The sequence below is a fragment of the Leifsonia aquatica H1aii genome, from assembly GCF_000633535.1.
Lineage (GTDB): Bacteria > Actinomycetota > Actinomycetes > Actinomycetales > Microbacteriaceae > Leifsonia > Leifsonia aquatica_A.
Genome location: NZ_AYMR01000011.1, coordinates 60798 through 81315, shown reverse-complemented (window position 1 = coordinate 81315; position 20518 = coordinate 60798). Strand labels below are relative to the sequence as shown.

Genomic DNA, 20518 nt, shown 5'->3' with positions numbered 1-20518 from the left:
GAGCCGCATGAACCTGAAGACCCTGAACCCCGTCCGTCGGCGCGCGGCCGAGAGCGCGGCTCCCGCCCTCCCGGGCCGGCGGCAGCCCACCACCCGGGAGTCGTTGTTCGGCCAGACGTCCGCCGCGACGCTCGAAGCGGACTCGATCTCGGCCTGGTTCGGCCAGCGCAAGGTGCTCGACCGCGTGTCGCTCACCATGCGGAAGGGCGAGGTCACCGCGCTCATCGGGCCGTCCGGCTGCGGCAAGTCCACCTTCCTGCGCATCCTGAACCGGATGCACGAGATGGTGCCGACGGCGAGCCTGTCCGGCGAGGTGCGGCTCGACGACAACGACATCTACAGCCCGCAGGAGCGCGTCACGACCGCGCGCCGGCACATCGGGATGGTGTTCCAGAAACCGAACCCGTTCCCGGCGATGAGCATCTACGACAACGTGATCTCGGGGCTGAAGCTCGCCGGTGTGCGCGCGAACCGCGACCAGCGGGACGAGCTCGTCGAGGACTCCCTGCGGAAGGCCTCGCTGTGGGAGGAGGTCAAGGACCGCCTCGACCAGCCCGGCGGCGGCCTCTCCGGCGGTCAGCAGCAGCGACTGTGCATCGCCCGGTCGCTCGCGGTGTCGCCGCGCGTGCTGCTCATGGACGAGCCCTGTTCGGCGCTCGACCCGACGTCGACGCGCCGCGTGGAGGAGACCATCGCCGACCTCCGCGGCCAGGTCACCGTGGTCATCGTCACCCACAACATGCAGCAGGCGGCACGGGTCAGCGATCAGTGCGCGTTCTTCCTCGCCGCGCAGAACACGCCAGGGGTGATCGTCGAGTACGGCGACACCACGGCCATGTTCGAGGACCCGAGGGACGAACGCACCAGCGACTACGTCAACGGGCGGTTCGGATGACGGTCTCGCTCCGCAGCGTCGCCGGGGTGACCGTCGCGGCGTTCATCATCGCCGGGGCGGCCGGCTGGATCACCAACCTCCCCAAGCCGCAGGCGTCCGCGGCCGACGGCTCGTCGGTGGACGGCGGCGGTGCGCCCTCCGCGGCGGCCGCACCCGCCGCTCCGGCCGGCGCCCTCGACCAGGGAGGCGCCGTCGAGCCCGTCGCGACGGACGGCCGGCGCTCGAACACCGACGGGATGGTGGCGGTCGGCTGGCTGTCCTCCACCGCCGCCCGGACCGGCATCCCGGCGCGGGCGTTGCAGGCGTACGCCGCCGCCGCGATCACCGAGGCGAAGGCCGCCCCCGGCTGCGGCATCACCTGGAACACGCTCGCGGCGATCGGGGCCATCGAGTCCGGTCACGGGACGCACGGCGGCGCGCACATCGACCCCTCCGGACACGTCGTCGGCACGATCCTCGGGCCCCGCCTCGACGGGGTCGACTTCGCGGCCGTCCCCGACACCGATCACGGTGCCCTCGACGGCGATCCGCTGTGGGACCGGGCCGTCGGTCCGATGCAGTTCATCCCCGCCACCTGGGCCCAGTACGGCACCGACGCCGACGGCGACGGCGTCGCCGACCCTGAACAGATCGACGACGCGGCGCTCACTGCCGCGGTCTACCTCTGCGCGGCCGGCGGAGACCTGCGGTCGGCGGCCGGGTGGACGACCGCCATCCGGGCGTACAACCACGACGACAGCTATGTCGCCTCGGTGCGCGAGCAGGCGAACGTGTATGCCCGGGGAGCCTCGTGACCGTCCGTCACCGGAGACGCCGCATCCGCGGGGGCGCCGTCGCTCAGCTCGCGGTGCTCGTCCTCGTGTTCGTGGCGCTCGTCGCGGCCGGCGCGACGCTCGTGGCCCACACGCTGGGAAGCGCGGCCGAAGCGGTCGGGAGCGCGGCGGCGAGCTCCGCCGCGGCACCGCGCGCGGTCGCCGAGCCCGCGCCGGGACAGACGGCAGCACCCGCAGGGGCGCCGCCCGAGGAGCGACCGCTCGTTCCCGGCCAGCCGACGCGGGTCGACATCCCCTCGATCGGACTCTCGGTGAACGTCGGGAGGATGGCGGTCCCCGCGGGCGGGACGGTGGACCCGCCGACGGCTCGGAGCGCCTACTGGCTCTCCGAGTACGGCGCCGCCACCGCCGACACGGACAACACCGTCTACATCGCCGGCCACACCTACCGCGGCGGCGCCGCGGCGTTCAATCCGCTGCTCGATGTTCCGCACTCCTCGTACACGGTCCATCCCGGTGACCACATCCTGGTCACGGTCCCCGAGGGCCGTGTCGACTACGTCGTCGACGACACCGAGCTCTACGAGAAGGTGGATGTCGCGCAGCAGGCCGAGCTGTGGAAGCGCGTCCCGGGTCGTCTCGTGCTCGTCACCTGCTTCCAGTACGACGGAGGGACCAGCAGCCACCAGAACTTCGTCGTCTACGCCCACCGGTCATGAACGACGGCGTTCCGCTCCCGTCCGGTCGCGACCGGTACCGCGTGATCCGGCCGGTGCGCTCCACCGCGTTCTCGGTCGCCTCTCGGGCGACCGATCGTCTGCTGGACCGGGAGGTGCTTCTCCTGGAACTCCGCTCGGAGTTCCGCGGCGACCCGGTCGCCGAACGCCTTCTCAGTGCGTGCATCGATTCCACGTCGGATCTGCTGGTTCCGGGTGTCCCACGGGCGTTCGACCGCGGCGTCGGCTCCGACGGCGGCGGCCCGTGGCTGGTCTCGGAGCCGGTGACCGGCCCGTCCGTGCTCGAGCTGGGCCGTGGGCGGCCGGAGGGACCGGAGGCGCCCGAGGGACTGGCGTCGGCGGAGCGGTCGTTCGACAGCGGCACCGTGCTGCGGTGGGCCCGTGCGCTCGCCGGAACGATGCGTGAGATCCATGCGCAGGGTGTGGTGCACGGTGCGCTCGGGCCGGACACCGTCCTGGTGTCCGGCGGCCAGGTGTGGGTGACCGGATTCGGTCCCCAGGCCTCGGAGCTGGCGGTGCCCTCCGACCCGACGCTGACGGTGCGGATGTGGTCGCGCTTCACCGCGTCGCTATCGTTCCCGTCACCGGAGCAGGTCGACGGCGCAGCGCCGGGGCGGCGCAGCGACGTCTACGGCTTCGGACGCGTCCTCGAGGCTCTGATCGCCCTCGTCGTCGACGACGATCCCCCGTTCACGGTGCGCCGCGGATTGCTCGATCGTCTGGCGGCCTCCTGCGTCGACGCGTCCTCGGCGCGTCGTCCACCGTCGTTCCCTGCGGTCGTCGAGGCCCTCGCGACGATCGAGGCGCACGGGAGCGACCGTGCGGCGGCTCCGGGGGAGGAGAGCGCGGGCTGGTCGACCGCCGCGGTTCAGCTGATCACGACGGCTCAGCCGACCGCCGGCGGACGGGACGGCCTCACCCGTGCGCTCCCCACCGCGACGCCCGCCCCCACCGCGGTGATCCCGGTGGCCGTCCACGGGCGGAGGGCACCCGCCCCGCGGGAGGCTCGGCGGCGGCGGGGGCCGGGCCGCCGCTGGTCCTCGGCGGCGAGACTGACCGTCGCCACCGCGGCGATCGCCGCCGTCGTGGGCCTGATCGCGACGCATTCCGTGCTCACTCCGGCCGTTGCGGAGAAGAACGTGACCGTCCCGGAGCTGCGCGGCAGGACCATCGAGGAGGCCTCCCACGCTCTGGCGGCGGCCGGTGTGATCGTCGCGGGGCAGCGGCCGGAGGCGTCCCCCCTCCAGCCCGGAGTCGTGTCCGGCACCGATCCCGGTCCCGGCTCCGCCGTTCGGGCGGGGCAGAGCGTCACCTTGCTCGTGTCCACCGGCCCGGGCGAGGCGCCGGTTCCGCAGCTCGCCGGGCTCGACGTCGCCGGCGCCCGCCAGGCGCTGACCGACGCCGGGCTGGGGGTGGGCGCCATCGTCGCGCGGGACTCGGCCGAGCGCGAGGGGACCGTGCTGTCCTCCGATCCCGCATTCGGGGCGCGAGTGGCAGCGGGCACCGCGATCGGCATAGTCGTCGCCTCCGGTCGGGTCCGGGTGCCCGCGGGGCTGGCCGGTCAGGCGAGTCAACCGGTCGTCGATGCGCTCGCCGCGCTGGGCCTGCAGGCCCAGACCTACACGGTCGACACCGACGAATACGTGTCGGGCGTGGTGCTGAAGCTCGAGCCGGGCGAAGGAGCCCGCCTCGCCGTCGGAGGCATCGTGACCCTCAGCGTCTCGCGCTACGTCCCCGGTCCCGGCACGAGCCCGCCCGTCCGGGAGGAGCCGACGTCGCCGCCGGCGACCGGTGCGCGAACGCCGGCGCCGACACCGACGCCGACACCGTCGACGGGATGAGGACGCGACGCACCGAATGAGGGGGAGATGAGGGGGACGATGAGCGACAGGGACGTCCGAGGGGTGCCGTACATCCGGTTCCACGCGGTCGACACCGCGAGCGAGCGCTATCGGGTGTGGGCCGCGTTCCGGGACCGGATCGTGGCCGCGACCGTGGACGAGGCGGTGCCGGGCGTCGCCGTTCGGATCCGCGCCGCGCACGATGCCGTCGACGAGCACGGCCGCGTGGTCATCTGGCGGTTGATGTCGTCGAACCACCGTGAGATCGCCACCAGCGGGGTCGGCTTCGATTCGATCGATGCGGCGCGCGCCCAGGTCGAGAACGTGCAGCGCAGGGCCGACCGGCTCACGGCGCGCCTCGTCGTCGACGAGCGCCCGGACCGGTTCGCCTGGACGCTGCAGAACCGCCTGACCGCCGCGGTCGTCGCCGGCCGCTGGTACCCCTCCAAACGCGAGCGTCTCCTCAGCCTGTCGACCACCCGGGATGCGCTGATACGGGCCACCGTGGCGGACGGCGCCCTCGACGCGCGTCCGCTCGTCGTGCGCGCGCCGCGACCGCGCGAGAAGCGGCCGGCCGACCGGCACGTCCCGGACGCCCCGGTCATCGAGGCGGGCGCGCGTCGCCCGATCAAGGACATCCACCGTTTCAACGAGCTCGGCCGGGGGAGCCGCTAGAGTGGCGCTCCCGGACCACCCGGGACGCGCCGGGCCGGCTACGACCTCCGGACGCTCGCCCGGATGAGCGAGGCAGCTGCACCGCGTGCCCAGTTCTCGAACGTGTGCGATTGGGTGACGATCGTGCACTCGCCCGCGGAGGCGAACGTGTGCTCATCGAAGCTCTCCCGGATGCGCTGCTCGTAGAGGTCGTAGTCGGTGACGGATTCACCCGCGACCAGGATCACGCTCGGGCCGACGAGATTGGCCATCGTCGCCAGAGCGACGCCGATGATCCGGGCCGCCTTCTCGAAGATCGCTGTCGTGTCCGGATCGCCCGTGCGCGCGAGCTCGACGGCCTCACGCATCGAGAGCAGGGAATCGTGCTTGGCCGCGCGGATCGACTGCAGGATCGCGCTCGACGAGGCGACGGTCTCGACGCAGCCGCGGCGTCCGCACGAGCACACGAGCTCGGTGGGCCCGAGCGGGAGGTGGCCGAGTTCGCCGGCGACGCCGTAGGCGCCCTCGACGACATCGCCGTTGACGTAGAGGCCGCACCCGATGCCGGCCCCGATGGTGACGATCGCGAACGACTCGGCGTCCACGCCGATCCCGAACCACTCCTCCGCGATCGCCAGGGCTCGGACATCGTTGTCGATGACGACCGGGAGCCCCAGGCGGCGACGGAGGATCTCCTCCAGAGGGACGTCCGTCCAGTTGAGACGCGGGGAATGGCGCACCGTGCCCGAATGCGTGTCGACATCGCCGGACACCGCGACACCGATCCCCATGATCGGCGTCGTGTCGGATCCCAGCGCGTCGAGCAGGGTGGTGACTGCGGCGGTGACCGCGTCCGTGACGGCCTCGACCGTCGTTCCGAGCATCGTGCGATGCACCGAATGGAGCACGTTCGCGCGCATCGTCGTGACGACGGCGTACACCTCGTCGGAGCGCACGTCCACGCCGATGGCGAGCTGCGCCTGCTCGTTGACGCTGATCGGCTGGACCGGACGTCCGGGTTGTGTCAGGCGCATGTTGTCGTGGGCGGAGAGGAGTCCCTGCACGATCAGCGGAGCGACGGCCTTGGTGACGGCCGCCTGCGAGAGACCGGTTCTCTTCGCGATCTCGATCCGGGGGATCGGACCGCGCTTCAGGACCTCCGTGAAGACGTCGACCACAGCCGGGGTGTCGAGCGGGAACCCCTCCAGCCCGTGCAAAGCCTGTGTTTCACTCACCGTTGACCCGATTCCCTCCGCGCCACCCCTGCGCGAGGTCACCAGCGATCCGTCGCGTGAGGCAGCGTTCTCACACGATAGTTTCCGGAATAAAGCTACGTCAACATCAATATGCGGTGAGAGGGCACTAATTTCTTGACCGAGTCATGTATTTGTGAGTGGACGCGTTGCCACCTCCAGCAGCTCGAGCACGTGCCGGTACGGCTGTCCGGTCGCACGGGTCATTCCGATCTCGCAGGTCCGGTTGGAGGAGACATACGCATCGTAGTCGTCGGCCACCACGGCGCGGGCTTCCGCGGCGGTCGCCGTCGCCGTCAGCTCCGGGTGCAGCATGCCGCGGTCGCCGGCGAACGCGCAGCAGCCCCAATCAATCGGGACGACCACGCGGTCCGCCACGGCGCGAGCGATGTCGATCAGTGCCGTCGTCGTCCCCAGAACGGTCGTCGAGCAAGTGGGATGCACGACCGCGGAGCCGACGCGCTGGGTGACGACGAGGTTCGGCAGCAGGAACTCCTCCGCGAACGCCACGGAGTCGATGACCCGGAACTCGACCCCGCGCGCCCGCGCCGAATGCGTCATCAGCTCGAGCCCTTCCGTGCACGACGACGCGTCGCTGACGATCGGGAGCCGGCCGCCCTCTGTCGCATCCAGCAGGATGCCGAGAGTGAGTTCGGACATGTGATCGTATCCCTCGGTGAAGCCCTTGGACTTCCACGGAGTCCCGCAGCAGGCCGAATCGATCCCGGTCGGGATGTGGAGGCCGATCCCGGCTCGCCATGCCAACGCGAGCAGTGCGTCCTGGACCCCCGTGCCACCGGGCTCCGGGCCGAACATCGTGCCGACGCAGGCGGGAAAGTATACGGCGACGGAATCCGTGGCCGCGGACCCGGCGAGGCGCTTCCGGGGATGGCCGCCACGCGGGAGGGTGCGATCGTACAAGGGGACCCGGTCCGTGCCGAGAAGGGCGCGGCCCACGTGTGTCAGGGCGGTGGAGACCGCCGTCGACCGTCGGGCGGCAGAGAGCGCGGCGCCACCGCCGCGGGTGATCGGCCCCCATGTCGTCGAGGCGGCCGCGGCGACGCGGTTCGGCAGGCGGCCCTGGCGTTCCGCCCGGAGCCGGCGGACGAGGTCGCCGGTGTTGATGTCGACGGGGCAGGCGACGGCGCACATACCGTCCACCGCGCAGGTCTCCTCCCCTTCGTACTCGTAGTCCGCCTCCAGGGCGGCCAGCAGATCGTCGTCGCCTGCGGCACGCGCTTCCTCCATCTCACGGCGCAGGACGATGCGCTGGCGCGGCGTCAGCGTGAGGTCCCGAGATGGACAGGAGGACTCGCAGTAGCCGCACTCCACGCAACGGTCGACTTCGGTCTCCACGGTCGGCGTCGTCTTCAGATGCTTCAGGTAGGAGTCGGGGTCCTCGTTGATCACGACGCCCGGGTTGAGGATGCCCTCCGGGTCGAAGAGCTGCTTGATCTGGAGCATGAGCACGTACAAGGCGTCGCCGTATTGGCGCCGGACGAACGGCGCCATGATCCGTCCGGTGCCGTGCTCGGCCTTGAGGGTTCCACCGTGGCTGAGGACGAGATCGACCATCCGTTCGGTGAAACGGCGATACCTCTCGACGGCACCGGCGTCGTCGAACCGCTCGTTCACCATGAAATGGATGTTGCCGTCCTTGGCATGGCCGAAGATCACACATCCCTCGTAAGCGAACTCGTCGAAGAGCCTCACGAGCCCCACGCACGTCGGCAGGAGCTCCGCCACCGGAACCGCGATGTCTTCCAGAAGTGCGGTGGTACCGCTCGGCCGGGCGCCGGCGACGGCGGTGTACAGGCCCTTCCGCACCTGCCACAGGCTCGCGCGGGCCGCGGCATCCCGGGTGAGACGTACGGGAGAGGCCAGAGGGAGCCCGGTCAGGAGCCCACGGATCCGCCGGACCCGGTCGTCGAGCTCGGCGGTCGTGGCGCCGTGCACTTCCACGAGAAGCGCGGCATGGTCGACCACGTCGATGTCGGCGATCTCCGCCGGGCAGCCGGACTCGGACTGCGCGACCGTCAGCGAGAGGGCGTCCATGAGCTCGATCGTGGCGAAGCCGGCCTCGACGAGAGCGGGCAGGGACGCCGACGCGGCAGCCAGGTCCGGGAAGACGAGAAGCCCGGTGGCTGCGTGCGGGAGAAGAGGGACGGTGGTGAAAACCGCCTCGGCGATGAAGCCCAGCGTCCCTTCGCTGCCGACGAGGAGATTGGTCAGGATGTCGATCGGAGCGTCGAAGTCCAGCAAGGCGTTGATCGAGTACCCCATCGTGTTCTTGATGGCGAACTGTCGACGCACCTCCGCGACGCGCGTCGGATCGGTCCGGAGCCGGTCGCGGAGTTCGAGGAGGCCGGCATGGAGGTCCGGCTCGGCTGTGCGCAATCGTGCGTCGGCATTCGCAGCGGCGGTGTCGATGATCGTCCCCGACGGGAGGACGACGGTCAGCGATTCCAGCGTGCGGTAGGTGTTCTGCTCGGTGCCGCAGGCCATGCCGCTCGAGTTGTTCGCGATCACGCCGCCGATCGTGCAGGCGATCTCACTCGCCGGGTCGGGGCCGAGCTTGCGGCCATAGCGCGCGAGCCGGGCGTTCACCTGACGGACGGTGGCACCGGGCTGGACGCGGACCCGTTCGCCGTCGTCGAGGACGTCGATGCGCCGGAAGTGCCTGCGCGTGTCCACGAGGACCGACTGCGTGCCTGCCTGACCGGACAGGCTCGTCCCCCCGGAGCGGAACGTCACCGGGGTCCGGCTCGCCTGCGACGCCGCGACGACGCGGGCGACGTCCTCCGTCGTCCGCGGGGTCACGACGGCGTCCGGGATCAGCAGGTAATGAGACGCGTCGTGGGCGAGCGCGCGGCGAAGGGTCGGTCGATGCGACACGGCGACGACCGTGTCGCCCAGCTCCGCCTCGAAGGCGGCGGTACTCGATCCGGACATCGTCGAGGGATCGTCAGATGCCGACCGTGCCGCCGACACCGGCGATCTGCCAGCGCGAACGGGCGACGGGGTCGACCGCGGTCGAGGCGCCGGGGAGCTGGGGACGTTTGAGGTAGCCCTCGCTCACGACACTCCGTTCCACGAAGGCGTCCTGAGTCCACGGGATGAACTCGATCAGGGGTGGCACCTCCGACAGGACCGTCCCCACGAGGTGCTGATGCACCTGCATCATGTCACCCGCGTGCGGCGCGATGCGCAGCCCCTTGGCCGCCGCATGGGCGGCGACCTGGAGCCACTCGGTCACCCCGCCGACCCGGGTGGCGTCGGCCTGCACCACGCGAAAGGCGTCCGCCTCGATGAAGCTGGTGAACTGCTGGTACGAATAGATGCTCTCACCGGCAGCGATGTCGAGGACCGTCGAGCGCTGCAGCTTCGCGTGGCCGCCGAGGTCGTCCGCATGCAACGGCTCCTCGACCCAGTCCATGCGGGCGTCCTCGAGGTACGGGAGGATCCGGCTCGCCGTTGCGAGGTCCCACCGCTGGTTCGCATCGCACATCAACGTGATGTCGTCGCCGATCGCGGCACGGACCGCCTCGACGCGACGGACGTCCTCGCGCCATTCGGATGAGCCGACCTTGATCTTGACCCGCTGCCAGCCGCTGTCCACGAGCGAGAGGAGATCGCGGGTGAGTTCGGACTCCGTGAAGTTCAGCCAGCCGCCGTCCGTGTTGTAGGCCTCGATATCCGCGGCAGTTCCGCCGAGGATCCGCCAGAGGGGCGCTCCGGCGCGCTGGGCCGCCAGGTCCCACAGCGCGATGTCGACCATGGCGAGCGCCATGTGCATGACGCCGGCCCGTCCCATCCAGTGGGTGGGGAGCCAGTAGAGGCGCTTCCACGTGCCGAGGATGTCTTCGGAGGAGGAGCCGAGCAGCGACGGGGCGTAGTACGTCCCGATCACGTCCGCGAGCAGCTCGGGCGCTGCGTGCACGCCCGAGATGCCGGTGCCCACCCGGCCGTCCGCGGTGCGGACCTCCACGACGGGGACGGTCCAGTGCGACATGGCGGCGGTCGAGTCGGCGATCGGCCGAGCAAGCGGAACCGCCAAGGCGTACGTCTCGATCGAGACGATGACGGCGCCGTCATCACCGCGGTCGAGGTCGCTGAGTCCGGGGGACAGGACGCCGCGGGCGCTGCCGAGCGAGCTCTCGATCGTCATGTGGTTCTCCTTCGACGGCGCTGGACGCAGATGTGCACGGTACGCTCATTCGCTCATGCCGCCAGGCGGGGGGTCAACGCCGGATGACGAATACGACTGATCCGGATCCCGGATGCGCGCACGTGCGATCGAGCGGCCCCCCTATGATCGAGCCACCCCCGACGCGAGCAGATGGAGGATCCAGTGACGCTCGAATTGACCTGGCTGCGTACCTGGGTGGAGGTCGTGGATGCCGGCGGCTTCGCCCGTGCTGCCGAGTTGGTGCACCTGTCGCAGCCGCGAGTCTCCGCCCACATCTCGAACCTCGAGAAGGAGCTGGGCTGCTCCCTCATCGAGCGGCGAGTCCGACCGCTGACCCTCACGGATGAGGGCAAGTCGCTGCTTCCGCGGGCTCGTGCCGTTCTCGCTGCGGCCGACGAGCTGACGTCCGGTGTTCTGGCCGATCGAGGGGTCGTCTCGGGTACGGTCAAGCTGGCGAGCTTCGCGAGTGCCAGCGCGGAGTTCCTTCCTGCGGTCCTGACGCGGCTCGGCGAACTCCACCCGCAGATCGAGCTGTCGATCCTCGACGGTGACGTCGCCAGCATCGAGGCGGCCCTGAGCGAGCGGCGCGTGAGCGTCGCACTCCGGCCGATGCGGCCGGAACCCCGCGATCGGTCCTTCTCCGTCCGGCAACTCTGGCGGGAGCCGTTCGTCGTCGTGCTCCCCGTCGGACACCCGCTGCTGGCGAGCGACCTGATCGATCCGCGGGAGCTGGAGGGGCAGCGCATCATCACGATCGGGAACCCGCTGCTCGACGAGGCGATGGGCTCGGAAGCCGAGTCCGCGTTCCATTCGGTGCGCAGACGCCTGCCGGCGGGCACCGTCTCGCACCAGCCGTCCACGCTCGGGGCGATGGTCCGTGCGGGTCACGGCATCGGGATCATGAACTTTCTGGGGTTCAGCATGATCAGGCAGGACGGTCTGGAGAGTCGGGAACTCGCGATCGATCAGTACCGCGATGTCGGAGTCTGGTGGCATTCGGAGCGTCCGCTCAGCGCGGCGGCACGCGCGTTCATCGAGGTCGTGACGTCGTCCCCGCGCCCCGAAGGGACCTGGGAGGTGCCGTCCCGCTCCTGACCTATTCGCTTGCCGGATGTCGCGCATCCGGGAGACATCGTTGACCGCACCAGCAGGTGCCGGGACGCTGGGAGGGCAGTCCGGCCCGCCGGCCGATCGCATCGGCGTGCGGGCGTACCAAGGAGAACACCAACGATGAAACTGATGCGCATCGGCCCGGCCGGCGTCGAACGCCCGATCGTCCGCGTGGACGAAACCCACTACGTCGACGTGTCGGAGCTCACTCCGGACTTCGGCGAGGACTTCTTCCGATCCGGAGGGCCCGCGACCCTGCGCGCGCACGTGGACCGCTGTATCGCAGACGGGAGGATCGAGGAGTTCGGGGACGAGCGCATCGGATCGCCGATCGCACGACCGCATCAGCTCCTTTGCATCGGATTGAACTTCAGGGACCATGCTGCCGAGACGGGCCAGGCCGTCCCCACCGAACCGATCGTGTTCAACAAAGCCCCGAACACCGTCATCGGCCCGTTCGATGACGTCCGCATCCCTCGCGGATCGGAGAAGACGGACTGGGAGGTGGAACTCGGCATCGTGATCGGCAGGCGGGCCAGTTATCTGGCGAGCCCCGACGAGGCCCGGGACGTCATCGCAGGATTCGTGCTCGTCAACGATGTCAGCGAGCGCGCGTTCCAGCTGGAGCGCGGCGGCCAGTGGGTGAAGGGCAAGTCGGCGGAGACGTTCAACCCGACCGGCCCGTGGCTGGCGACGCCGGACGAGATCTCCGACGTCAACGATCTGGGCATGTGGCTGGAGGTCAACGGCGCGCGTCGCCAGACCGGCAGCACCGCCACGATGATCTTCGATCCGTACACGATCGTCCACTACCTCAGCCAGTTCCTGGTGCTCGAGCCGGGGGACCTCATCGACACCGGGACCCCTCCCGGCGTCGGCATGGGGGCCACGCCGCCGGTCTACCTCCGGGCGGGCGACGTGATGTCGTTGGGCATCGACGGCCTCGGGGAACAGCGGCAGTCGGTGGTGGGCGCACGATGAGTGGCTTCACGGGCCTCAGCGCCGTCGTCACGGGCGGTTCGAGCGGGATCGGCGCCGCGACCGCCCGCCTGCTATACGAGCGGGGCGCTCGGGTCGCCGTCCTCGACCGCAACCCGAGTGATGACCCCGACGTCCTCTACGTCGAGGCCGATGTGACGGACTCGGCCGGCGTCGATGCCGCCGTCGCCAGCGTGGCCCGCGCGTTCGGTGGCGTGGACGTGGTCGTCAACAACGCGGGGATCGGCGCGGTCGGCGACATCACGGCCAACGCCGACGACGAGTGGCATCGTGTACTGAACCTCAACCTCCTCGGTGCCGTACGGGTCACTCGAGCCGCCCTCCCCCACCTCCTCGACTCCGCGAACGCGGTGGTGGTGAACACCTGCTCGATCGTGTCGAGGGTCGGTGTCCCGCAGCGTGCGCTGTACTCCGCGTCGAAGGGGGCGCTGGAAGCCCTCACGATCGCCACGGCCGCCGACTTCGTCGGGAGGGTCCGCGTGAACGCCGTCCTTCCCGGCACCGCGGACACCCCGTGGGTCTCCCGCCTTCTGCAGGGCGCTGCGGATGCCGACGACGCCCGGGAGCAGCTCACTCGCCGCCAGCCGCTCGGACGACTCGTGTCGCCCACCGAGGTAGCGCAGGCGATCGTGTATTTGGCCGATCCCAGCAACGCATCGACGACCGGGACCCTCCTGACCGTCGACGGCGGCATGGGCGGGCTGCGGATCCCCGAGAACGTGCGCTGAGCCGGCGGGCAGCGACGTCAGGCGGCGACGTCGGCCAGCTGATACCACCGCACGGCGTTGCCGCCGAACGCATCCGCTCGCTCCGTGTCGCTCAACCCGCCGAGCAGGGTTTCGACCGCGTCGACGACCTCGCCGTACCGCGATGCTGCGAGAAGGCAGACCGGCCAGTCGGAGCCGAAAAGCACACGCTCCGTGCCGAAGGCATGGAGGACGTGGTCGACGTACGGGCGGAGCGAATCCGGACTCCACTCGTCCCAGGATGCCTCGGTGATCATTCCCGACAGCTTCACCGCCACGTTCGGCCGTCTCGCCAGATCGCCGATCAGGCGGGCCCACTCGTCGCTCCAGCCGCTGAGGATGGGCGGTTTCGCGATATGGTCCAGCACGAAGCGCTGGTCGGCGAACCCGGACACGAGCCGGATCGCCGCGGGGAGTTCGCGCGTGCGGACTAAGAGATCGTACGCCAGTCCAGCGTTGCCGACCGTGCGGATCCCTGCCTGCACGTCGTCCCGATCGAGCCAGTCGGCGTCCGGCTCGTCGTGGACCTGATGCCGGATGCCGACCAACGTTCCGGGGGCGCGTTGCCGCAGGTCGGCGATGGTCTGCCCGGCCGCGCCGTCGGTCAGGTCCACCCATCCGACCACGCCGCGGATGAAGGCGGTCCCTGCGGCCAGGTCCAGGAAGCGGGTCGTTTCACGGAGGTCTGCGACGGTCTGCACCAGAACGGTCCCGTCGATCGCGTTCGTGGCGAGCTCCGGCGCGATGTCGACCGGTGCGAACGGCCGACGGATCGGGTCCAACGCCTCCCCGGCCATCCACGGGTAGTCGAAGTCGGCCGGGTCCCAGAAATGGTGATGGGCGTCGATGCGGCCGGGGGCGGTCATCGGTTCGCTCCGTCCAGGCTCGGCACCGGTGCGTCCTCCGCGAGCAGTCCCTCCCGCTTGAGCTCGTGCCACAGCTGGTCGGGGATCGGAGTGCCGAGAAGCTCCAGATCCTCGTCGAGCTCCTCGACCGAGCGTGCGCCGATGAGGACCGTGGAGACTTGCGGATGGGCGAGAGGGAACTGGATCGCCGCTGCAGCGAGGGGGACGCCGAACCGCTCGCACACCTCGCGGATCCGGCGTGCCCGGGCGACGATCGTCGTGGACGCCGGGATGTAGTCGAACCGGGCGTCGTCGGACGGATCGATGAGGATCCCGCTGTTGAAGACGCCGCCGACCACCACGCTGGTCCCGTTGTCCCGGCACGCCGGGAGCAGATCGCCCATAGACCCCTGGTCGAGCAGTGTGTAGCGGCCGGCGAGCAGCACCACGTCCAGGTCGAGTTCGGTGACCAGAGTGCACAACATCGCCGTCTGGTTCATCCCCGCTCCGATGCCGCGAACGACACCCTGCTCGCGAAGATCGTGGAGCGCCGCGTACGCCGTCGTGCTCGCCTCGTCGTAGTGGGCGTCCGGATCGTGCAGGTTCAGGACATCGACGCGGTCGAGCGCCAGGCGTGCCAGGCTCTCGTGCAGCGAGGTGACGACGCCGTCGTAGCTGAAGTCCCACACCGGTCCGGCTTCCGGCACGTCGACGTAGAACGGAGCGCCGTCGAAGTACTGGCTCTCGTCCCGCGGGGCGTCGCTGCGCAGCAGCCGTCCGACCTTGGTGGAGACGGTGAACGAGTCACGGGGCTCGGAGCTGATCGTCTCCGCGATCCGTCTCTCGGACAGGCCGTGCCCGTAAAGCGGAGCGGTGTCGTAGGAGCGGATCCCTGCCTCCCACGCCCGGCGGAGAGTCGCGCGCGCTTGCTCGTCGGGAACGACGGAGAGGAAGTTGCCCAGCGCCGCCGTCCCGAGCCCGATCGGGGGAAGGGTGAGACCGTGGTCTCCGACGGCGGTGGCGGGGAGAGTGAGCATGGAGGTCCCTTTCGAAAGGAGGGCGACATCGCCCGCGGGGGCTAGAGGACGGCGCCGATGCGCCAGGGAACGATCTCTTCGGTGCCGAAGCCGAGCTGCTCCGACTTGGTCAGGCGGCCCGATGCCATGTCGATGATGGCCTCGAAGAGGCGGGCTCCGGCCTCACGCTGACGATCGTGGCCGAAGGCCTGTCCGGCGTCGAAGTCCATGTCGCCTTCCATCCGGCGGAAGAGATCGGATGTCGTGCTGATCTTGACGCACGGCACCGGGCGAGAGCCGAAGACCGAACCACGGCCGGTGGTGAAGGCCAGGACGGTGGCCCCACCGGCGACCATGCCGGTCGCCGAGACCGGGTCGTACCCCGGGGTGTCCATGAAGGTCAGGCCGGCTGCCGTCACCGGTGCCGCGTAGTCGACGATGTCGTTGAGAGGGCTCGTGCCCCCCTTGAGCACGGCGCCGAGCGACTTCTCCCAGATGGTGCTGATCCCGCCGGCCCGGTTGCCGCGGGACGGGTTGTTGTCGAGCTCCGCCCCGTTCGTCGCCGTGTAGCGCAGCCACCACTCGATGGTCCGGTCGAGACGTTCCGCGATCGTGTCCGTGGCGGCCCGTGCGCGGAGGAGGTGCTCGGCGCCGAAGATCTCGGGCGTCTCGCCGAGGATCACCTTTCCGCCCGCGGCCACGAGCATGTCGGCAGCGACGCCCAAGGTCGGATTCGCCGTCAGCCCGGAGTATGCGTCGCTCCCACCGCACTGCAAGCCGAGTACGAGCTCGGCGACGGGGATCGGCTCGCGCTGCACCGCGGCGAGGCCGGCGACCATCCGACCGATCTGCCGTACTCCTTCGGCGACGGTCGCTGCGGTTCCGCCCAGCTCCTGGATCGTGAGCCTGCTCAGACCGGGGACGGCGTCCGGCAGGAAGTTCTCCGGCTGGTTGACCTCGCAGCCGAGGCCGACGACCAGGACGCCGGCGAAGTTGGGGTGGGTCGCGTACCCGCGCAGGGTTCGGCGCAGGATGTCGTCGCCGATCGTGTGCTCGGCCAGCGCGCAACCCTGGTCGTGCGGGAGCGGGACGATGCCGTCGAGCCCGGGCGCGCCGGCGAACTCGATCGAGGCGGCTTGCGCGATGAGCTTGCTGACCGTGGAGGAGCAGTTCACGGTCGGGACGATTCCGATGAAGTTGCGGGTCGCCGCCCGGCCGTCCGGGCGGCGGTAGCCGAGGAAGGTGCGCGCGGTGAGATCCGCGTCCACCTCGGAGGCCGTTCCCGAGCCGACTGTCGACACCCCCCGCGTCGAGAGGTCGAGGAGGCCGACGTTGTGGTCGTGCACGTGGGCGCCGGCCGTGATCGGGGCGGTGGCGGCACCGATGACCTGGCCGTACTTGAGCACAGGGTCACCGGGAGCGATGTCGCGCAGAGCGACCTTGTGCGCCTGCGGGATGTCCGTCGCCGCGACGACCTCCACCCCTCCGCCTTCGAGGCGATCGCCGGCGCTCGCACCGTCGACGACGATGCCGACGTTGTCCGTGCCCGGGCGCGCCACGATCAGGGCGGTCGCCGAGCGGGAGGGGGAGGGAAGGGTGCGAGACATGACAGCGTCCTCAATGCTCAGTGTTCTATCCGATTCAGGCTACGTTCGGCCGCGTCGCCCTGCCCACGCCGGATAACGAATGATCACTATCCGCTTGTCGAGCGATCCCGTTCCGGATGGGCCGCTGGCGCCGAACGACCGTCGTTCCCTCCGCGGCGTCCGATCCGGCCGGAGCGAGCGCCTACCTCGGTCGGATCCGCGAGATCTCGGGCGATCCGGCGGTGTCGCCTTGCGTCGTGCCGCGCCGCGGAGACTCGTCCCGTTTACTTTATGGCGTCAAGCGCCAGCTCTCAGAATCGCGATTCCATGCGGGATGCATTAGTTGACACGAAAATATAAACAGGGTTACTCTCTCGACACGTTCTCGGGCCGACGCCCGACGTATCCGCCGGCGAACCCCCTCGGCGAGCAGTTCGAAGGAGAGCACATCGTGGTCATGACTGCTGCGAAACCGACCGCACGGACCGGTCGAAGCAGCCGCCAGGTCGGGCGCAACCCATCGCACCGGGGGGACTGGCGCCTCGCACTCGTCCTGATCCTCCCGGCGGCCGTCGGCTTCATCGTCTTCGCCCTCTACCCGCTCGTCCGCGGCATCTACCTCAGCTTCACCGACTTCCACATCCTCACCCCACCGGTGTGGTCGGGCCTCGCCAACTACCAGCAGCTGCTGGGCGACGGCGTCTTCTGGAACTCGCTCGGAGTCACGGTCTACTTCGTTCTGCTCTCGGTGGTCCTCGGCCTCGCCATCTCGCTGATCACCGCGGTCATCCTCCATCGCCTGACCTCCTCCAGCGTGATCCGCGGCATGGTCCTGCTCCCGTTCCTCATCTCGGGTGTCGTCGCCGCTCTCGTGTGGCAATGGATGCTCGACCCTGGTCTCGGGATCGTGAACGCCGTCATCAAGGCATTCGGCGGGCACCCCATCCTGTTCCTCGGGTCCCAGGACTGGGTCATCCCCACCCTCGCGTTCATCAGTATCTGGAAAGCGATGGGCTACAACGCCATCCTGATCTTCGCGGGCCTCCAGACCATCCCCGGCGAGATCTACGAAGCCGGCCGGATCGACGGCGCCGGCGAGATCCGGATGTTCACCCGACTGACCCTCCCCCTGCTGCGTCCGATCATGGCGATGGTCGTGGTGCTGACCATCATCAGCTCCTTCCAGGTCTTCGACCTCGTCGCGGTGACGACCAAGGGCGGGCCTGCGAACGCCTCCAACGTGCTCCCGCTGTACATCTACAAGACCGGCTTCGCCGAGTTCAACTTCGGCTACGCCTTGACGATGTCGATGGCCCTGTTCGTGATGCTGCTGCTCATCACGTTCTTCCAGATGCGCCTCATGCGCGCCAACGACACGGACACGAACTGAGAACCATGACCACCACACTCCTCCCTCAGCCCGACGTCGCCACCGCGCCTCTTGCGCGGTCCCGGTCCCGCCGCAGGTTCTCCCTCGGGAAGACCATCGCCTGGATCTACTTGTCGCTGTTCCTGCTGGTGACGCTCTTCCCGTTCTACTGGATCCTGCGCACGGCGCTCTCGAACAACTACGCGCTGATCAGCAATCCGACGTCGTTGCTGCCGGTCGGCTTCACCCTCGGACCGTTCCTCCGCGTCCTCGGGATCGCGACGCCCGACGAAGCGATCGCCGAGGGGGGCTCCGGCGCGTCGATCGACCTGGGGCTCTTCGTCCGCAACTCCGTGATCTACGCGACTCTGCTGACGGTGATCGTCGTCTTCTGCTCCTTGCTCGCCGCGTACGCGTTCGCCCGCTTGCAGTGGCGTGGACGCAACATCGTGTTCTCGATCTTCCTCGCCGCGCTGATGATCCCCGGGATCATGACGCTGCTGCCGAACTTCGTGCTCATCCACGACCTCGGCCTGACCAACACGTTCGCCGGACTCATCGCGCCCAGCGCGCTGTTCTCGGCCTTCGCGATCTTCTTCCTCCGGCAGTTCATGCTCGGACTCAGCTCTGAGATCGAGGAGGCGGCCCTGATCGACGGGCTCGGACCGTTCAAGATCCTCTTCAGGATCACCGTGCCGATGACCACCGGACCGCTCATGACCCTGTCGCTCCTCACCTTCATCAATGCCTGGAACGAGTACTTCTGGCCTCTGCTGATCGCCAACGACCCGAGCGTCCGCCCGCTCACCGTCGCACTGGGCGTGTTCCAGCAGGCCTCCCCACAGACCCAGCCCGACTACGCCGGGCTGATGGCGGCCTCGCTGGTCGCCGCACTGCCGATGCTCGTGCTCTTCATGATCTTCGGCAAACGCATCGTCAACTCGATCGGCTTCACCGGAATCAAATAACACCCACTCGTCGACGAGCCGGCGCGAGCAGCGTCGGTGGGACGAGTGCGCTCCAGAACCGGGCGGCACCGACGCCGCCCGGAGACCGCAATCCAGAAAGAGGCACCCAACCGTGAAACTCAAGAAGATCGTCCCCATCGCCGCGGGCGCTGCAGTCCTCATGGCGCTTGCCGGCTGCACCGGCGGCGGCGGATCTGACGGCAAGGTCACCGTCAACTGGTGGACGTGGGACCCGAACCCGGCCGCGGCCTACCAGCAGTGCATCCCGGCGTTCGAGAAGGAGAACCCGGACATCACCGTGAAGATCTCGCAGTACCAGGTCAGCGACTACTTCACGAAGATCACCGCAGGATTCGTGTCCGGCGACGCCCCGGACGCCTTCATGAACAGCGTCACCTACCTGCAGTCGTACGCCAGCCAGCACCAGCTTCTCGCGATGGACGACAAGATCAAGCAGGACACGATCGACATGAGCCAGTACGCCATCGGCACGGATGCGTGGAAGTACACCGACGGCAAGCAGTACGCCCTGCCGATGGACTGGGCGACCGGGGTGCTCTACTTCAACACGGACCTGCTCGAGAAGGCCGGGTACACCGTCGACGACATGGCCAAGGCCACCTGGAACCCCGACGACGGCGGCACCCTCTGGCAGATGATCAAGCACCTCACCGTGGACAAGAACGGCGTCCGCGGCGACCAGCCCGGCTTCGACTCGAAGAACATCGCCACCTACGGCATGAGCAACCTCGAGTCGACGGGCGACCCGTTCGGGCAGAACGCGTGGGGCTGGATCCTGCCGAACGACGGCATCAACATCCCGAACAAGAACCAGTGGGCCACCGTGTTCAACTACAACGACCCGAAGGTCGTCTCCGGGATCAAGCTGGTCCGCACGCTCGCCAACGACGGATATACGCCGCAACTCAACCAGTTCACGACAGCCAGCAACGAGCAGCTGGCCTCGGGCAACGTCGCGATCACCCTCGGCGGCACCTGGGAGGCGTCGACCTACGCCGCACTGAAGACGACCACTGTCGGGATCGCGCCGATGCCGGCCGGAAGCGACGGCAAGCGTCATGCGATGTCCAACTCGAACGGCAACAACATCTGGGCAGGCGGCAAGCACATCGACCAGACCTGGAAGTGGGTCGCGTACCAGGAGAGCGAGGCCTGCCAGACCAAGGCGGCCACGTACAACGCCTCGTTCTTCCCGTCGATCGGCGCGTCGATGGATGCTCTGAGCCAGCAGGAGAGCGCGAAGCTGCCCGACTTCCGGGTGTTCTCCGACTACGTGAAGAACGACGAGCTCTTCCCGAGCCCGATCTACAACAACGGCGCCGCGCTCACCAACGCGATGGTCCCGCAGTTCGAGTCGTACTTCACGAACAAGGCGGATGAGAGCATCTTCCAGAAGATGCAGGAGCAGTCCAAGGAACTGCTCGCGAAGAAGTAGTCGAAGCCAGAAGACCTGCGGCCGCGCGGCCCTGACACCCGCGCGGCCGCAGACCCACGTCACACCCACTCCGGTGAAGAG

Annotated in this window: 17 protein-coding genes; 11 read left to right on the top strand and 6 right to left on the bottom strand. The window is 69.2% G+C overall.

Features of this window, described 5'->3' with window-relative positions:
- The first annotated feature begins 7 nt into the window (after positions 1–7).
- Genes pstB through U870_RS0112665 form a run of 5 tightly spaced genes read left to right on the top strand, consistent with a single transcriptional unit; the run spans position 8 to position 4921 of the window.
- Positions 8–895, top strand: a complete 888-nt coding sequence (pstB, locus tag U870_RS0112685; RefSeq protein ID WP_025157761.1) for a phosphate ABC transporter ATP-binding protein PstB — start codon at positions 8–10, stop codon at positions 893–895.
- Positions 892–1689: a lytic transglycosylase domain-containing protein gene (locus U870_RS0112680; RefSeq protein WP_025157760.1), complete on the top strand. Its 798-nt coding sequence runs from the start codon at positions 892–894 to the stop codon at positions 1687–1689. The genes pstB and U870_RS0112680 overlap by 4 nt, the downstream gene beginning before the upstream one ends.
- Entirely contained in the window at positions 1686–2387 is a 702-nt protein-coding gene (locus U870_RS23180; RefSeq protein WP_025157759.1) for a class F sortase, read from the top strand. Before U870_RS0112680 ends, U870_RS23180 begins: the two co-directional genes overlap by 4 nt.
- Positions 2384–4246, top strand: a complete 1863-nt coding sequence (locus U870_RS0112670; RefSeq protein WP_025157758.1) for a PASTA domain-containing protein — start codon at positions 2384–2386, stop codon at positions 4244–4246. The genes U870_RS23180 and U870_RS0112670 overlap by 4 nt, the downstream gene beginning before the upstream one ends.
- Positions 4247–4285: 39 nt before the next feature.
- Entirely contained in the window at positions 4286–4921 is a 636-nt protein-coding gene (locus U870_RS0112665; RefSeq protein WP_162819144.1) for a DUF1508 domain-containing protein, read from the top strand.
- Between the two features lie 38 nt (positions 4922–4959).
- On the opposite strand, the gene U870_RS0112660 is transcribed toward U870_RS0112665, so the two are convergent.
- The 3 genes from U870_RS0112660 to U870_RS0112650 all read right to left on the bottom strand — a co-directional run bounded on the left by U870_RS0112660 (position 4960) and on the right by U870_RS0112650 (position 10321).
- Positions 4960–6135 carry an ROK family transcriptional regulator gene (locus tag U870_RS0112660; RefSeq protein ID WP_240183696.1) on the bottom strand — a complete coding sequence of 392 codons (1176 nt, stop codon included), beginning with the start codon at positions 6133–6135 and terminating at the stop codon, positions 4960–4962.
- Positions 6136–6279: 144 nt separating this feature from the next.
- On the bottom strand, positions 6280–9105 hold the full coding sequence (locus U870_RS0112655; protein WP_025157755.1) for an FAD-binding and (Fe-S)-binding domain-containing protein: 2826 nt from the start codon (positions 9103–9105) through the stop codon (positions 6280–6282).
- A 13-nt stretch (positions 9106–9118) separates the two neighbouring features.
- Entirely contained in the window at positions 9119–10321 is a 1203-nt protein-coding gene (locus U870_RS0112650) for a mandelate racemase/muconate lactonizing enzyme family protein (RefSeq protein WP_029947549.1), read from the bottom strand.
- Positions 10322–10504: 183 nt separating this feature from the next.
- Between U870_RS0112650 and U870_RS0112645 the strand changes: the two genes are divergently transcribed.
- The 3 genes from U870_RS0112645 to U870_RS0112635 all read left to right on the top strand — a co-directional run bounded on the left by U870_RS0112645 (position 10505) and on the right by U870_RS0112635 (position 13179).
- Positions 10505–11437: a LysR family transcriptional regulator gene (locus U870_RS0112645; RefSeq protein WP_025157753.1), complete on the top strand. Its 933-nt coding sequence runs from the start codon at positions 10505–10507 to the stop codon at positions 11435–11437.
- Positions 11438–11572: 135 nt separating this feature from the next.
- Positions 11573–12433, top strand: coding sequence for a fumarylacetoacetate hydrolase family protein (locus U870_RS0112640; protein ID WP_025157752.1), 861 nt, complete (start codon positions 11573–11575; stop codon positions 12431–12433).
- Positions 12430–13179 carry an SDR family NAD(P)-dependent oxidoreductase gene (locus U870_RS0112635; protein ID WP_025157751.1) on the top strand — a complete coding sequence of 250 codons (750 nt, stop codon included), beginning with the start codon at positions 12430–12432 and terminating at the stop codon, positions 13177–13179. The genes U870_RS0112640 and U870_RS0112635 overlap by 4 nt, the downstream gene beginning before the upstream one ends.
- 17 nt (positions 13180–13196) lie before the next feature.
- On the opposite strand, the gene U870_RS0112630 is transcribed toward U870_RS0112635, so the two are convergent.
- Genes U870_RS0112630 through U870_RS0112620 form a run of 3 tightly spaced genes read right to left on the bottom strand, consistent with a single transcriptional unit; the run spans position 13197 to position 16665 of the window.
- Positions 13197–14063, bottom strand: coding sequence for an amidohydrolase family protein (locus tag U870_RS0112630; protein WP_025157750.1), 867 nt, complete (start codon positions 14061–14063; stop codon positions 13197–13199).
- Entirely contained in the window at positions 14060–15079 is a 1020-nt protein-coding gene (locus tag U870_RS0112625; protein WP_025157749.1) for an aldo/keto reductase, read from the bottom strand. The genes U870_RS0112630 and U870_RS0112625 overlap by 4 nt, the downstream gene beginning before the upstream one ends.
- Positions 15080–15120: 41 nt before the next feature.
- On the bottom strand, positions 15121–16665 hold the full coding sequence (locus tag U870_RS0112620) for a UxaA family hydrolase (protein WP_025157748.1): 1545 nt from the start codon (positions 16663–16665) through the stop codon (positions 15121–15123).
- A 436-nt stretch (positions 16666–17101) separates the two neighbouring features.
- Between U870_RS0112620 and U870_RS0112615 the strand changes: the two genes are divergently transcribed.
- From U870_RS0112615 to U870_RS0112605, 3 genes are all read left to right on the top strand, one after another.
- Positions 17102–18034 carry a carbohydrate ABC transporter permease gene (locus tag U870_RS0112615; RefSeq protein WP_081815298.1) on the top strand — a complete coding sequence of 311 codons (933 nt, stop codon included), beginning with the start codon at positions 17102–17104 and terminating at the stop codon, positions 18032–18034.
- Between the two features lie 5 nt (positions 18035–18039).
- Positions 18040–18981, top strand: a complete 942-nt coding sequence (locus tag U870_RS0112610; protein WP_025157746.1) for a carbohydrate ABC transporter permease — start codon at positions 18040–18042, stop codon at positions 18979–18981.
- A 112-nt stretch (positions 18982–19093) separates the two neighbouring features.
- Positions 19094–20437 carry an ABC transporter substrate-binding protein gene (locus U870_RS0112605; protein ID WP_025157745.1) on the top strand — a complete coding sequence of 448 codons (1344 nt, stop codon included), beginning with the start codon at positions 19094–19096 and terminating at the stop codon, positions 20435–20437.
- The last annotated feature ends 81 nt before the right edge of the window (positions 20438–20518 follow it).